Here is a 15160-nt window from a genome sequence, read left to right as displayed (position 1 = left end):
AATCTCGGTGAGTAGTTACCTACTCACCTTAATAACACATTACCAAGTTTGCGTAGACTTGAACTTCTCAAGAAGCTCTTTAAGCTGCGCTTCGATCTCGGCGTTGTAGTTACCAGTTTCATTGATTTGAGCCATTAGCTCTGCGTACTCGCTCTTAGCAAATGCGATTAGGCTTGCTTCGAAATCAAGGATCTTGTTGATTTCGATATCTTTTAGGAAGCCTTTCTCTACTGCAAATAGCGATAATGACATATCAGCAACAGACATCGGTGCGTACTGTTTCTGCTTCATTAGCTCTGTTACACGCTCACCGTGTTCAAGCTGTGCACGTGTTGCATCATCAAGGTCAGAAGCGAACTGAGAGAACGCCGCTAGTTCACGGTACTGAGCTAGCGCTAGACGGATACCACCACCTAGTTTCTTAACAATCTTAGTTTGAGCTGCACCACCTACACGAGATACCGAGATACCAGCGTTAACCGCTGGACGGATACCTGCGTTGAACAAGTCAGTTTCTAAGAAGATCTGACCGTCAGTGATTGAGATAACGTTGGTAGGTACGAATGCAGAAACGTCACCACCTTGAGTTTCAATGATTGGCAATGCCGTCAATGAACCTGTTTTACCTTTCACTTCACCATTAGTGAACTTCTCAACGTAGTCAGCGTTTACACGAGACGCACGCTCTAGAAGACGTGAGTGAAGATAGAAAACGTCACCTGGGTATGCTTCACGGCCTGGTGGACGCTTAAGTAGTAGTGAGATTTGACGGTAAGCAACAGCTTGCTTAGACAAATCATCATATACGATTAGTGCATCTTCACCGCGGTCACGGAAGTATTCACCCATAGTACAACCAGAGAACGGCGCTAGGAATTGTAGCGCTGCAGATTCTGATGCAGAAGCAACTACTACGATAGTGTTTGCAAGTGCACCGTGCTCTTCTAGTTTACGTACTACGTTAGCAATTGTTGACGCTTTTTGACCAACCGCTACGTACACACACTTAACGCCTGTGTCTTTTTGGTTGATGATAGCATCGATTGCTAGTGCTGTTTTACCAGTCTGACGGTCACCGATCACAAGCTCACGCTGACCACGACCAACTGGGATCATCGCATCGATAGACTTATAACCAGTTTGTACTGGCTCATCTACTGATTGACGCTCGATTACGCCCGGTGCGATTTTTTCAACTGGTTCAAAACCATCGTTATCAACAGCGCCTTTACCGTCGATAGGCTCACCTAGCGTGTTAACAACACGACCTAGTAGACCACGGCCTACAGGTACTTCAAGGATACGACCAGTTGATTTAACTTTTACGCCTTCTTTAAGGTCAGCGTATGGACCCATTACTACAGCACCTACTGAGTCACGCTCAAGGTTTAGTGCGATAGCATAACGGTTGCCAGGAAGCTCGATCATCTCACCCTGCATACAGTCAGCAAGACCGTGGATGCGGATGATACCGTCGGTAACAGATACGATAGTACCTTCGTTACGCGCTTCACTTACAACTTCAAACTGCTCAATGCGTTGCTTGATCAGTGCAGAAATTTCTGTGGAATTAAGTTGCATGCTCTTTTTCCCAATTACGATTGTAGCGACGTCGCAAGACGATCTAACTTGCCGCGAACAGAACCGTCGATTACGGTGTCACCGGCTTTAATCACTAGGCCACTTACAATGGCTTCGTCGATGCTACAATTCAGCTTAACTTTGCGTGCGAAACGTTTCTCAAGTGCCGCGACCAATTTTGCTTGCGTATCATCTGCAAGCACTGTTGCTGAAACCACATCTACTTCGATTTCTTTGTCATAGTCTGCTTTTAATTCTGCAAACAATTCTGCAACAGCTGGGATGGCGGCTAAACGCTCATTTTCGGCCATCAGCTTGATAAGATTTTGACCTTGTTCATTGAGTTGCTCAGCACATAACTTGATAATGATTTCAGACTGCTGTGATTCAGTAGCGATGCTACCAAGTAGCGCCTGAACCTGCTCGTCGCTGGTAACTTGACCAGCGAAGAACAGCATTTCATTCCAAGCTTCAACTGTGCCTTTTTCAACGGCAAGTTCAAAAGCCGCTTTAGCGTATGGGCGAGCGATAGTAGTCAATTCAGACATGCTCATACCCTCCTACTTAAAGCTCAGCGACAAGTTTTTCAACGATGTCACTGTGTGTGGCTTGATTGATTTCACGCTCTAAAATCTTCTCAGCGCCTGCGATAGAAAGTGCAGCGACTTGTGAACGCAGCTCTTCTTTCACACGGTTGCGCTCAGACTCAATTTCAGAGTGTCCCTGAGCAATGATTTTTTCACGCTCTTGCTGACCACGAGTAGTCTCTTCGTCAACAATCAGCGCAGCACGCTTCTTAGCTTGTTCGATGATTTCAGCCGCTTGTGCTTTTGCTTCTTTCAGCTGTTCAGCACCTTGTGCACGTACGCGCTCAAGTTCTTTCTCAGCTTCATCAGATGCCGCTAAACCATCTTCGATTTTCTTCTGGCGAGCTTCAATCGCACCATTTAGTGGTGGCCATACGAACTTCATACAGAACCATACGAAGACCACAAATGCGATTAATTCACCTATTAGAGTGGCGTTTAAGTTCACGACCGCTCCTCCTTACTTGACAGTTGTTCGTTTCAGGTATTTTGCAATATTAAAGAGCGAACAACATGTACATAGCGATACCTACACCGATCATTGCAACGGCATCGATAAGACCAGCTAGGATGAACATTTTAACTTGTAGTGAAGGCGCAAGCTCAGGTTGACGAGCACATGCTTCTAGGAACTTACCACCCATGTTACCGAAGCCTAGTGCAGTACCGATAGCACCAAAACCGATTAGTAGTGCAACAGCGATAAGTTTAATAGCAACTGCGATTTCCATTTTTATCTCCAAAGTTTTAATAGTAAATTAAAGTTTAAGTTTAAGTTGTAAAAATCTTTATTATTCAGCTGATTAGTGACTTTCTGTACTAGCCATGCTGAGGTAAACGATAGTCAGCATCATAAATACGAATGCTTGAAGTACGATTACCATAATGTGGAATACTGCCCACACGAAGTGCAGTGGTAACTGCATCAAACCAATTGCACCGATAAGGATGAAGATCATCTCACCTGCGTATAAGTTACCGAACAAACGTAGTGCTAGCGAGAACGGCTTAGCAACCAATGCGATTGTTTCAAGTAGTAAGTTAAACGGGATCAACACTGCCATCATTAGTTTGTTTTTAGAGCTAAATGGGTGCAATGTTAATTCTGCAATAAAGCCACCGATGCCTTTGATTTTAATTGAATAACCGATCATCAGAATAAACACGCCTAGCGCCAGTGCAGCTGTCATGTTTAAGTCTGTTGTAGGTACAATCTTCATGTACACATCGTGTGAATCCATACCAAATGCTTGTTCACCAACAAAGCCAGCGAATGCAGGTAGGAAGTCAACTGGAATCAAATCCATCAAGTTCATTAGGAATACCCAAACGAAGACCGTTAGGGCTAAAGGTGCAACTAACTTGCTGTTACCATGATAAGTGTCACGTACGTTGGCACCAACGAACTCAACAACCATCTCGATAAAGCACTGGAATTTACCAGGAACACCTATAGTGGATTTTTTAGCGGCACTTCGGAAGATCCATAAAAATATTAGACCTAAACCGATTGACCATGCGAGGGTATCTACATGCCATGTCCAGAAACCACTATCCGCACATGCTTTGTTGAAGGCAAGACCGGCATCGGTCGAGCACATCTTGGCATTGGTCAAGTGGTGCTGAATATGGCTTGATAGAGTAACTTCTTCTGCAGCCATGTTTTATCCCAAAAGTTAATGATTAAAAAAAATCAGGACCAACCATTGTGTCAGCATCACGAGCATATACGCGCCAAAGAAAGGCAGCATCATTACTGAAAAATGCTTAAAAATCAGTGCAAAGAGCACAACAGTTAGCAAAAATTTTAATCCATTTCCTCGTTTTATCGAGGAATATACTTGATTTGCTTTGCTTGCACCCATAAATCGAAAGGCGTAAGCAGCAAATACAAAATTAGGGAGTACCAACACAGCGCCGCCAGCTAATGCTGAAACTCCGGCTTGTACTCCCCAACCTATAAAAACGATTACTGCAGCGACTAATGCTACGATACCCTGAATCAAAACACCTTGTAATGCGGCTCGCCTGTATGGGCGGGCTAACGAATGAGTCACTTTATATTAACCTTAATGACGTTAAATTTTATCAGGGTATGAAAACTGGCGAAATTATACTTGTTTCTGCTTAATTTGCAACTTGACGAGGCGAAATGTGACGTTTTTTGGACGCCAAATAGGTCAAAATTTGTTAGGGAGGAAGGCTTAAATTAAAGCCTGTACAAGAGTGGCTATTTTTCCATCAAAGTTCTTAGTATTCTCGCTATTTCGCAGCATATCGGTGAAGAAATAGCGGCGCAAAATAAAGCACCGCATTCACTGATAGTCAATTGGTTAAGTTTACCGTTAGTCAGCTTCATTCATTTCAGGGTTAATACGCCCCAAAATACCATCAAGCTCATCCAAACTAGCATAGGAAATGACCAGTTTACCTTTACCTTTTTGGTTGTAGTTGATCTCAACTTTCGCGCCTAAATTTTCCTGTAATTGCTGTTCAAGCAGCTTCACATCAGGATCTTTTTGCTTCGCTTCTTTTTTCTCAACCGGCTCTAAAATGGTACGAACCAGTTTTTCGGTTTCTCTTACGGTTAATCCTTTGGCCACAGCGGTTCTTGCCGCTTCAGATTGCGCCTCACCAGTTAGGGCAAGTAAACAACGAGCATGGCCCATTTCTATGTCGCCATGTTCCAACAAGATTTTTACATCATCATTGAGATTGTTTAGACGAAGTAAATTGGTGACCGTTGTACGCGATTTACCCACCGCATCGGCAACTTGCTGATGTGTGAGTTCAAATTCATTAAGCAATCGATCTAGAGCAATTGCTTCTTCCATTGCATTGAGGTCTTCACGCTGAATGTTTTCAATAAGCGCAATCGCAACAGCCGCTTCATCCGGCACATCTTTGATTAAACAAGGAACGGTATCTTGCTTTGCCAATTGTGCCGCACGCCAACGTCTCTCACCGGCAATAATTTCAAAGCTTTGCGTGGTAACTTTACGCACCACAATGGGCTGTAAAATCCCCTGTGAACGGATCGAACTCGCCAGTTCCTCAAGTGCCTGTTCAGACATATCTTTACGCGGCTGATATTTACCCGGCTTTAGCCACTCAATAGGTAATCGTTGTAACTCTTGTTCAACCGCCGATTCGGCAGGTGCTTCACTGACTGTTGCAACCGCTTCTTGTTGATTAGGCACAGGTGCCGCAGCACTTGGGTTAGGTTTAGCTGAGCTGAGTAGGGCATCCAACCCCCGGCCTAAACCACGTTTTTTAACCGACATGTTCTTTTTATCCTCTTAGGCAACCGCAGCTGCTTGCTTTTCTTTGCGTCTTAGCATTTCACCCGCTAGCGCTAGATAAGCTTTCGCACCGCTTGATGCTCTATCATAATACATCGCAGGCGCTCCAAAACTTGGCGCCTCCGCTAATCGCACATTACGAGGGATCACAGTCCGGTACACTTTATCGCCAAAGTGTTGTTTTAACTGCTCAGATACGTCGTTAGCTAGACGATTACGCGGGTCGTACATAGTGCGCAAAATGCCTTCAATTTGCAATCCTGGATTCACCAACTTACCGAGTTGGGTAATGGTGTCCATTAAAGCTGTTAATCCCTCCAATGCATAATATTCACACTGCATCGGAACTAAAACCGCATCGGCGGCAGCCATGGCATTTACCGTTAGCATATTTAATGAAGGTGGACAGTCGATGAATATATACTCATATTTATCTTTTATCGTCTCAAGGGCGTTGCGTAGTCTCACTTCGCGCGCAAACAACTCCATCAGTTTGACTTCTGCCGCGGTTACATCCCCATTGGCTGCGATCAGATGATACTCACCACTGGTTTCTGTGGTGATCACTTGATCCATTGCCGCTTCTTCGATCAATAGATCATAAACCGTTGCGACATCGGCGTATTTATCAACGCCACTGCCCATGGTTGCATTACCTTGGGGATCGAGATCGATCAACAGTACTTTACGTTTAGTCGCCGCCATGGACGCGGCTAAATTCACCGCAGTGGTTGTTTTACCAACACCACCTTTTTGGTTTGCTATTGCAATGACTCTTGCCACATTGTCCTCGACAATTAATCTTTAGAAAGAATGATTAAATGGCGCTCACCTTCAAGCTTGGGCACCACTAAACTAATATCTTGCGATAAACTCACGCCGTTTGGTAATTGTTCTAGCTCATCCGCAGGGTATTGGCCCTTTAGTGCTAAGAATACACCTTGGTTATCGATTAAATGTGAACACCACTGGATCATATCTTGTAGTGATGCAAAAGCACGGCTGAGTACACCGTCTAATTTAACACTTGGCTGATATTCTTCAACTCGAGACTGTACAGGGGTTACATTCTCAATGCCAAGCCCATGTTTTACCTGCATTAAAAATCGAACTCTTTTACCAAGGCTATCAAGAAGAACAAAATTGATGTCCGGTCTAGCTATCGCTAAAACCATACCCGGTAAACCCGGTCCGGTACCAACATCAATATAGTTACTGCCCGTTAGGTGTGGCGCAACAACCAAAGAATCCATGATGTGTTTTACCATCATTTCTTTTGGGTCACGAACGGAAGTGAGGTTGTAGGCTTTGTTCCATTTATCCAGCAGCTGGACATATTCGACCAACTGCTGCTTTTGTTGTTCGCTGAGCTCGATTGAGGTATCAGCGAGTAATTCATTCAATTGTTCTAGTAACACAGTGTTCCACTGCTATTACGCCGACTTACGTAATAGCCCTTGCTTTTTCAGATACACTAATAATAGCGAAATAGCAGCAGGGGTGATACCAGAAATACGTGAAGCTTGGCCAATCGTTTGTGGACGAGCATCACTTAGCTTTGCCACAACCTCATTTGACAAGCCGCTTACCAAGCTATAATCAAACTCAGCAGGCAGTAATGCCTCTTCATGACGAAGCTGTTTATTAATCTCATCTTGTTGGCGCGCAATGTAACCGGCGTACTTAGTTTGGATCTCAACCTGTTCAAGGGCTGGAATATTATCAAACTCAGATCCTAATCCTTCAATTGCCATCAGGTCGTGATAATTAACCTCAGGACGGCGGATCAGATCTTCAAGACTGGCTTCGCGTACCAGTGGTTTTTTCAATAATCCATTTACCGCTTCAAGTGCAGGGTGATCTTTATGGATCCAAGTATTGCGCAGACGCTGTGCTTCTTGTTCCATAACTTCAAGCTTGTCGTTGTATGCAGCCCAGCGTTCATCGTCAACTAAACCTAATTCGCGACCTTTTTCCGTTAGACGTAAATCCGCATTGTCTTCACGCAGTAACAAACGGTATTCAGCACGAGAGGTAAACATACGATAAGGTTCTTTTGTACCAAGCGTTGCTAAGTCGTCAATCAACACACCGGCATAAGCTTCATCACGGCGCGGTGTCCATGCTTCACGGCCTTGAACTTGAAGAGCTGCGTTCATACCTGCAATTAAACCTTGGGCACCAGCTTCTTCATAACCGGTTGTACCGTTTATTTGACCTGCAAAGAATAAGCCATTGATAAACTTAGTTTCTAATGATTGCTTAAGGTCACGGGGATCGAAGAAGTCGTACTCAATTGCATAGCCAGGACGACAAATATGCGCATTCTCAAAGCCTTTAATAGAACGCACGATCTCCAGTTGGATATCAAATGGTAAGCTGGTGGAGATACCATTTGGATATAGCTCGTATGACGTTAAGCCTTCAGGCTCTACGAAGATCTGATGTTTTTCTTTATCAGCAAAACGCACAATCTTATCTTCGATTGAAGGGCAGTAACGCGGACCAATACCCTCAATCACGCCAGCATACATCGGCGAGCGATGTAAGTTATTGCGGATCACATCATGGGTTTTTTCATTGGTATAGGTGATATAACAAGGGATCTGTTTTGGATGATCAGACACTTTACCCATAAACGAGAAAACCGGAGTAGGAGTATCGCCTGGTTGCTCTTGCATCACTGAAAAATCAACCGTTCTTGCATCGATACGTGGTGGGGTACCTGTTTTTAGACGATCAACTCTAAAAGGCATTTCACGTAAACGCTTAGCCAAAGCGATAGAAGGAGGATCGCCAGCACGGCCGCCTTTGAAGTTTTCTAAACCAATATGGATCTGGCCACCCAAGAAAGTACCAACCGTTAGCACCACTGAAGAAGCACTAAAGCGCAAACCCATTTGAGTTACGACACCTTTGACCTGATCGCCTTCAACAATCAGATCATCACAAGATTGTTGGAAGATCTTTAAGTTTTCTTGATGTTGCAAAATGTCTTGGATCGCCGCTTTATACAATGCGCGATCTGCCTGAGCACGAGTCGCTCGTACCGCAGGGCCTTTCGATGAATTAAGGGTTCGAAATTGGATCCCACCTTTGTCGATTGCTTTGGCCATTGCACCACCAAGCGCATCGATCTCTTTAACCAAATGACCTTTACCAATCCCACCAATAGCTGGGTTACACGACATTTGGCCTAAGGTATCCATATTGTGTGTTAACAATAAGGTATTCATACCCATACGTGCAGCTGCAAGTGCAGCTTCAGTGCCTGCGTGTCCACCACCAACAACGATGACATCAAAATGTTCATGATAAATCATTTACGGGATCCTACTTAAAACAACCGAGCAAATTTAGAAAGGATGCGTATTCTACCTAGAATTAACCAGAAGTGAAATGGTTAAACTTTGCACAACGCAAAAAAGAGATCACTTAAAATATATAAGGATCTTTTTAAAGATCTTTATTGATCTTACTACTACTGATCCTTTGATCTGTGAATAGTTTTGTATTCCTGTTTAGATCCAACTGCTTAACTAAGATCAATTGGTGTGAATTAGATCGGATCAACGGGCTTAAAACCTTTGATCAACTTGCCACTTTATTCACAGGGTTAGATCTGAATTATTTTATCCAATGGATAAGTAAGCATAGATCAGCAGTTAGATCATAGGTTATCCACAATACGATCTAAAATAGACTGAATTTGTGAATAACTTCTGTGTATTTCAATGTTGCACTGTTAAGCGACACATTCAACAAACTTAGGTAACCAAGCAATAGCGGTATCTTCTGGTAGATCTGGGTGTAAAACATCGATCTTTTCTATGTCTAACAGCTGTGTAGCACCTTTTTCTTTAAGTAGATCAGCAAGATTAATAGCTGCATGATTAAAGGTGTCGTAACTTGAATCACCAATTCCCACTACCGCAAAGCGTAACTGGCTTAGATCCGAGCTCGCTTTTAACGCTGATATAAAAGGTAATAAGTTTTCTGGATAGTCACCGGCCCCATAGGTTGATGTCACCACCAGCCAAAGTGCTTGCTGACAAGCTTCAAGCTCGGGTTTTTCATGCAAATTCACGGTATAACCTTGAGATTCAAGCGATTCCATAAGCTGTTCAGCAACGTATTCTGCTGATCCCATTTGGCTGCCTACAATAAGATCTAAAGTTTGCATTGTTACCCTTACCTAAGTCGTATTGCGCGCCATCTTAGCGTTTAACGTGAATATGTAAAGAGGGCTTTGAGGTTATTGGATAAAAATATTTGCACAAATAGTGTTTAATTTTTAGTGTTTTTACTTATCTATATGAAATAAAAGCAGAAAATAAAATATTCCTAAGCTTAACTCGGTGATTTATTTGTGGATAATCTATGGGATAGCTGAGCCTAAAAATACTTTTATAAGCCAAGGCTCATGCTTGAAACGGTAAGAACTTCGCTGTTTTTGAACAAATTTTGAGGTTGTGGATGAGGTGTTGTGGATAACGATCTAAAAGCTGGAAGTCGATCCAGGCTTTTAGATCTATATAGTTAGATCCATATAATAAAAGAATCTAAAAAAACGGTCAGATCTTGGGGGGTTATTTAGTTTGACAGCCAAGTTGTGCGGACTGATTGCTCAAATAAGAAGTCTACAGTATGTTCTTCGAGCAGCCTTCTGGTGGCTGATTCTTGTAGTGCTATCACATGATCGCTGAGAGCATTACCCGATGAGATACGTTTGACTCCTAACTCTGCTAACGCCTGTTTATCACTAAATCCAGGCAACAGCATCGCATTGACTGGAATTGAAAGCAGGGCTGTTAGGCGTTTTATCATGGTGGTGTTGGTTAAACCGGGAATAAAAAAGCCATCGCAACCTGCTGCTTGATAGGCGAGTGCACGCTCATGCAGCGCCGCTTCCGTCCACTGTGGTTGTAAGCAAAGATCACAACGGGCATTAATAAAGAAATGATCGAAACCGCCATGACGTAAAGCTTGTTTGATTGCCTGCAATAATGCTTGGTGTGCCTTTATATCGCGTAAGCTGCTCTGGTGACTGGGTTTGTCTTCAATATTGATACCTGCAACGCCAAGGTCGGCCAATTGGATAATATGTTTGATGATCTGATTTTGATCCGCGCTGTAGCCTGCCTCAATATCAACACTTAATGGAATAGTGATCACCTTAAGAATGGCACTTACTGTTTGTAGTACATGGTTAAATGTGAGTTGTTCTCCATCTTTGTAGCCCTGATGATTAGACATGCCCCAGCTTGTTGTCGCAACGGCCTGACCACCAGCCTGTTCGATGATAAGCGCTGATGATGGATCCCAGCAGTTAGCTAGAAAAAGCGGGGCTGATTGTTGGTGTAGTGCATTGAAAGTTGTAGATAGCGCCATTTTATTTCTCCTAAGTTGCAGCGCTTAGGATACGCAGTGTACGGGTGTTGGACTGGCCAGATTTAGCACTTAACGTGATTGGGTAGATTTGCGGTTATCGCTTAGAACCTTATTATAAGTGTGCTATTTTTTACTTTTTATTAATATTTATCAAAAGCTTAAGGGTAAGTTTGATGTTGACCTAGTTATATGGATTCGAAATAATAGTGTCGATATTAAGGAACTACAAAAGGTAAAACATGGATAAGGATCTGCACATTAGTGCTGCTGAAAATTGGTACTCATTTCGTATTAATGCATCTGGAGAGTTGGAATTTAAACGTGTTGCACTGTGGGCTGCTGATAAACAGGGTTCTGTCAGAGGATTAGTCTCTGGTACTGCCAACAAAAAATTCGCCAACTATTTATACAATGCGCCATACGCACACGGTGGTTATATTCATTGGGATGATATGACACCCGATCAACAGAAAAAAGCAAAGCAGGACTGTCAAATAGATATCGACAGGTTAAAAGAGCTGCAAGCAGAGGACGCCAACGCGTAGCTGCCACTCGCTGTACTTAGCATTTACTTGAAATTGCCGCAGTTCACAAAGCTGCGCTTCATTATCTTTTTCTACTCTATAGCCCGATTAGTGCGGCTATACGTCAAATTCAATTAGAAATAATGACATGAACCAATTCGATAAAAACCAGATAATCACGCTGGATATCCAAAGCCCGCAACAAATACAATTAGCATTAGCTCAGTACAAGACCTTGTTGGACAGCGATAAGGCCTGTTCTAATGGTCAGTTTGATGTTGAGTTTAAGCAACTTGATGAAGAGGGGACGCGCCGTTTGCAACCGCAAGATAGTGGCAATAACCTAAAGTTGCTTCAATCTGCATTAGATTTAGGCCAAGAAGGCGGTGCTCACCATTACGATCACACCATACTCGATGATACCGAAAGCTATATTTCTGAGGTCATTTTGTTTGCAGCTGCGCTGCAATATCCTGAAATTAAAGAGGATGTTGTAGAAACCACCAAGGCAATAGTGGCCTATAGCCGACGCCAAAATGACACCGATGAAATGTGGCTTGATGATATGCGGGTATTTGGCGTTGAAGCTTTGTATATGCTTGCAAAGACGGATATACAGTACACCTATTTGCTAGCACAATATTTTGTGCCTTATTGGGATGATGAACATGCCTGCGGCTATGAAAGCTATTTAAGTTCGTTGCTACACGAGCATGGTTGGCATCGTGAAATGATCAAAGCGTTTATTTGGTGTGACAACGATAACTTTAGATCTGGCATGTTCAAAAATGATCAATACAGTGAAGAATGTGACTACCAGCCGCTTGGGGAATATTTACGTGAGAACCCTACGAGTTATGAGCAATTTAAAGCATTAGTCATTGCACGTTTTCAAGCTGAACCGGTATTACTTGCCGATGTTGACACCATGTGTGATGAGGATGAAGAAGAAGACCTTAGTGGTCATCAGCCTGTGATCTCTCTGTATCAATCGCTATTCCCCCATAGCTGTTTTTATGACGATGAAGAGGCCAAAGACAGCTTTATGGCAATGCCATTTTTTGGCAGTACCCTCGAAAATGAAGCGTATGATTTGCAACAAAAAGTCCAATCACAGGTTGATGGCCCATTAGTTAAAATTGCACAGAGTGCCATTGCTGCTCGTGCAAGCTATCGCGCTTATCTTGCTAGAGATGAGCGTAAATATGAGCTTAACTATGGTACTAATTTGTTGAAACCTTTAGTGCTGGCTATGCCCCAAGGCCAAGTATTATGGCGCTATATTGAAACTGGGGAACCACAAACAGTATTAGAAACAGTCTGTGAAGTAGATGTGCTTGAATTAGCAAAACTGCATGCCAGTGACATGGCTGAGCACCTTATTGATCAATTGAGTAGTTTTGAGCGTAATAATCAAGGCATAGCTGAGGAGCTGGAGTCGGTGCTCAGTCTTGTGCGAGGCGACCTACTTACTGATCATTTCAGTGAAGAAGCTGAATATACACAACCCAATGGCATGGTGTTGACGCTTGCGGTACGCAAAGATGCAGAAAATAACTTACTACAAGCTCGTGCTGAGCAGTACCTTCGTGTAATTGATGTATTTTACCATGCCCTAGGCAAGCGTGAGTTTAGCAAATATATGATGGCATCTCTTACCGAAGGTGATGAAGCTCTACTCTCCAGAGAAGCCTACTATCAGCGCTACACTCGACTCTCCGTGTCTGATATCAAGAGCGCGGCTGAAAGTGCCAACGCCAAAAATATCCAGTCGATATTTCGTCACTTTACTAACCCGGATGAATTACTTTGTCGCAAGCATCTTAAGTTGGTTGATGAGCATTTTCGCTCATCGCGTGCGCTGTGCCACCCAGCGCAATGGCCGCAATTGGATATGGGATTAATTACACTGGCCAGCTATCACCTGCACAGTGATTATAATCAGCATATTGGCGACGATATTACTGAGGCACTAGCAAATTATCTAAACGACAGTCATATTTGGCAACTCGCTGCCCAACACATAATTCAGAAATGTCGTAAAAAGTCAGATCATTATAACCCTGATAATTTAGGATTGTCCGAGGCACAAATAACTCGGATCTGTGATTACTTTACCGCAGACACGCCGCAAGAAGATTTGAGCAGTTTATTGGCATTAGTGCAGCCGCAGTTGTATCGAGATGAATGTTGTCGCGGCGATCTTTATCTAAACAAGTTTAGTGAAAAGCAACCAAGCTATCAGCTTTTTAAAGATCATGATGATGATTTCCAACGCTTTACCCTAACTGCATTTTTGTTGCGACAGCTACCTTTCCCCCAGCAAAATAAAGCAGATCGTTTGTGGCAATTTATTATTGCATTAGCGCCAGTTAGGGCTGCACGCAACGTGCTTCGTGCTTATTCGGATGATCATTGGAGCATAGAATTTGACACTATACTCGATGAAATTGAGGTCTACGAACAGTTAAGTAAAGCTGGGATAGATGGCGGTATACTAAATGCCTATGAAATGAGCAACCAACGTTATAACTCCGAACGCTACTTGAATTGGATAGAGATTTACAGCGAAATAGCTAGTGATGATAACAGCATGTTTGGCAGCATGGGACGTAACAAAGCCAAAGCTATGGAGCAGGGACTCGCGTATATCAATGAGCGCACGAAAGTTGAGTTTTTACATCATGTATCGCTTAAACACCCGGAAGTTGAGCTTGATTTCAGTCATGATTTACAGCGCGCGATTGATATTTTTGTGCAATTGAACCTGCACTCTTGGGAGCATGCGTTAGCACAGGAATTAGGTAGGGATTGTCTATATTTTGGTGAAGGTGAAAAGTTACCAAAGAAGCTGCATAAAGCCATTGTAGCGGATAGCCTCTCAATACACGATAAGCCTTGCCATGTTGATGGTCGAAGTTGGGAAGCGTGCACTGTGCTACAACAGCAAGGAGACAATTACGTTATTGTGATGGCCGATCATGAGGTGCCACTTGCTTGGTATGAAGAAAGGCTGCCATCGGGGCCATTACTGATATTTTCAGAGCAGCTTGAGCGTGCGGCTATTATAAAATGCGTGGCTGAACTGCAAGTGCAATCCAATCGCATTAACGCGATTGTTGAGCAAACGATGACTTATTTAGATAACGAAGTCGAGTTTGATGTCATGGCTGCGCTGTTTAAAGGACAAATCTCCACCGAGTTTATGCGTATCGATGCCGATGAATATCAAATGTATAGTCTCCGTCAGTTTGTGTGGATGTTAGATGCTAAGCGTCGCAACAAACTGGTACGTCTGCTTCTTAATCATGATTATCGGGGCTTTAAATTAATTGAAGCGCAAATGGAACAACCTTGGCTATTACATCAACTGGCACACAATGAGATAGATTTTGAAACTTACCTATCGAAAAGCGGTGAATATGAAGGCGAAGCGTCCGAAACCGGGATGGCATTTTTGCTCACCTGGTTATTTGATATCGGCGTTAAACCCGAACATTTGGTGCTGTTTTGTATTAAGCGCAGTCACTTTGACGTATGTCGTGAATTTATCGTGGCACATGCCCGTGGCCAATATGGCAGTTTTAAACAGAGTTTGAGCTATTTATATGCTGATCGCCGCGCTGAACTTCCCGAAATATTCAGTCAAGCAGCAGACGCTGAAGCATTGCTAGCTCCATTAAGAAAAGACAAATCTCGCAAGGTAAAAGAAGCGGTAAACCAATACGCTAGTTAGTGTGTAGTCATACGCCCAAAAAAGGCGTATGACTACTTA

At 43.2% G+C, this 15160-nt stretch carries 14 protein-coding genes; 2 read left to right on the top strand and 12 right to left on the bottom strand.

The genetic code is table 11. The features are described 5' to 3' along the window. Window positions 1-39: 39 nt before the first annotated feature. The 12 genes from atpA to A587_RS0116980 all read right to left on the bottom strand — a co-directional run bounded on the left by atpA (window position 40) and on the right by A587_RS0116980 (window position 10861). Window positions 40-1581 carry a F0F1 ATP synthase subunit alpha gene (gene atpA / locus A587_RS0117035; protein WP_010376884.1) on the bottom strand — a complete coding sequence of 514 codons (1542 nt, stop codon included), beginning with the start codon at window positions 1579-1581 and terminating at the stop codon, window positions 40-42. A 14-nt stretch (window positions 1582-1595) separates the two neighbouring features. Beyond that, on the bottom strand, window positions 1596-2129 hold the full coding sequence (gene atpH / locus A587_RS0117030; RefSeq protein ID WP_010604141.1) for a F0F1 ATP synthase subunit delta: 534 nt from the start codon (window positions 2127-2129) through the stop codon (window positions 1596-1598). A gap of 16 nt (window positions 2130-2145) precedes the next feature. Beyond that, window positions 2146-2616 carry a F0F1 ATP synthase subunit B gene (atpF, locus tag A587_RS0117025; protein ID WP_010376882.1) on the bottom strand — a complete coding sequence of 157 codons (471 nt, stop codon included), beginning with the start codon at window positions 2614-2616 and terminating at the stop codon, window positions 2146-2148. Window positions 2617-2665: 49 nt separating this feature from the next. After that, entirely contained in the window at window positions 2666-2899 is a 234-nt protein-coding gene (gene atpE / locus A587_RS0117020) for a F0F1 ATP synthase subunit C (RefSeq protein ID WP_010376881.1), read from the bottom strand. A 72-nt stretch (window positions 2900-2971) separates the two neighbouring features. Continuing rightward, on the bottom strand, window positions 2972-3829 hold the full coding sequence (atpB, locus tag A587_RS0117015; protein WP_017218544.1) for a F0F1 ATP synthase subunit A: 858 nt from the start codon (window positions 3827-3829) through the stop codon (window positions 2972-2974). 15 nt (window positions 3830-3844) lie between these two features. After that, window positions 3845-4225: an ATP synthase subunit I gene (locus tag A587_RS0117010; protein WP_010604145.1), complete on the bottom strand. Its 381-nt coding sequence runs from the start codon at window positions 4223-4225 to the stop codon at window positions 3845-3847. Between the two features lie 288 nt (window positions 4226-4513). Further along, window positions 4514-5452: a ParB/RepB/Spo0J family partition protein gene (locus A587_RS0117005; RefSeq protein WP_017218543.1), complete on the bottom strand. Its 939-nt coding sequence runs from the start codon at window positions 5450-5452 to the stop codon at window positions 4514-4516. 15 nt (window positions 5453-5467) lie between these two features. Next, the gene (locus tag A587_RS0117000) at window positions 5468-6253 is read right to left on the bottom strand and encodes a ParA family protein (protein ID WP_017218542.1); all 786 of its coding nucleotides are present in this window, start codon (window positions 6251-6253) and stop codon (window positions 5468-5470) included. 14 nt (window positions 6254-6267) lie between these two features. Then, window positions 6268-6888 carry a 16S rRNA (guanine(527)-N(7))-methyltransferase RsmG gene (gene rsmG / locus A587_RS0116995; protein ID WP_010376874.1) on the bottom strand — a complete coding sequence of 207 codons (621 nt, stop codon included), beginning with the start codon at window positions 6886-6888 and terminating at the stop codon, window positions 6268-6270. Window positions 6889-6903: 15 nt separating this feature from the next. Then, the gene (gene mnmG, locus A587_RS0116990; RefSeq protein WP_017218541.1) at window positions 6904-8793 is read right to left on the bottom strand and encodes a tRNA uridine-5-carboxymethylaminomethyl(34) synthesis enzyme MnmG; all 1890 of its coding nucleotides are present in this window, start codon (window positions 8791-8793) and stop codon (window positions 6904-6906) included. A gap of 422 nt (window positions 8794-9215) precedes the next feature. Next, complete coding sequence (gene mioC / locus A587_RS0116985; protein ID WP_010604148.1) at window positions 9216-9653, bottom strand: FMN-binding protein MioC; 438 nt, start codon at window positions 9651-9653, stop codon at window positions 9216-9218. Between the two features lie 410 nt (window positions 9654-10063). Then, window positions 10064-10861, bottom strand: a complete 798-nt coding sequence (locus A587_RS0116980) for an isocitrate lyase/PEP mutase family protein (protein WP_017218540.1) — start codon at window positions 10859-10861, stop codon at window positions 10064-10066. 239 nt (window positions 10862-11100) lie between these two features. Here A587_RS0116980 and A587_RS0116975 point away from each other — a divergent pair, with 239 nt between their 5' ends. Together A587_RS0116975 and A587_RS0116970 are read left to right on the top strand one after the other, a co-directional pair. Continuing rightward, window positions 11101-11406 (top strand): hypothetical protein, encoded by a 306-nt coding sequence (locus A587_RS0116975; protein ID WP_017218539.1) that lies wholly within the window; start codon window positions 11101-11103, stop codon window positions 11404-11406. Window positions 11407-11533: 127 nt separating this feature from the next. After that, the gene (locus A587_RS0116970) at window positions 11534-15121 is read left to right on the top strand and encodes a hypothetical protein (RefSeq protein WP_017218538.1); all 3588 of its coding nucleotides are present in this window, start codon (window positions 11534-11536) and stop codon (window positions 15119-15121) included. Window positions 15122-15160 lie beyond the last annotated feature (39 nt).

This window comes from Pseudoalteromonas sp. NJ631 (assembly GCF_000276645.1).
Classification (GTDB): Bacteria; Pseudomonadota; Gammaproteobacteria; order Enterobacterales; family Alteromonadaceae; genus Pseudoalteromonas; species Pseudoalteromonas piscicida.
This window is presented reverse-complemented; position numbering and strand designations above follow the sequence as displayed.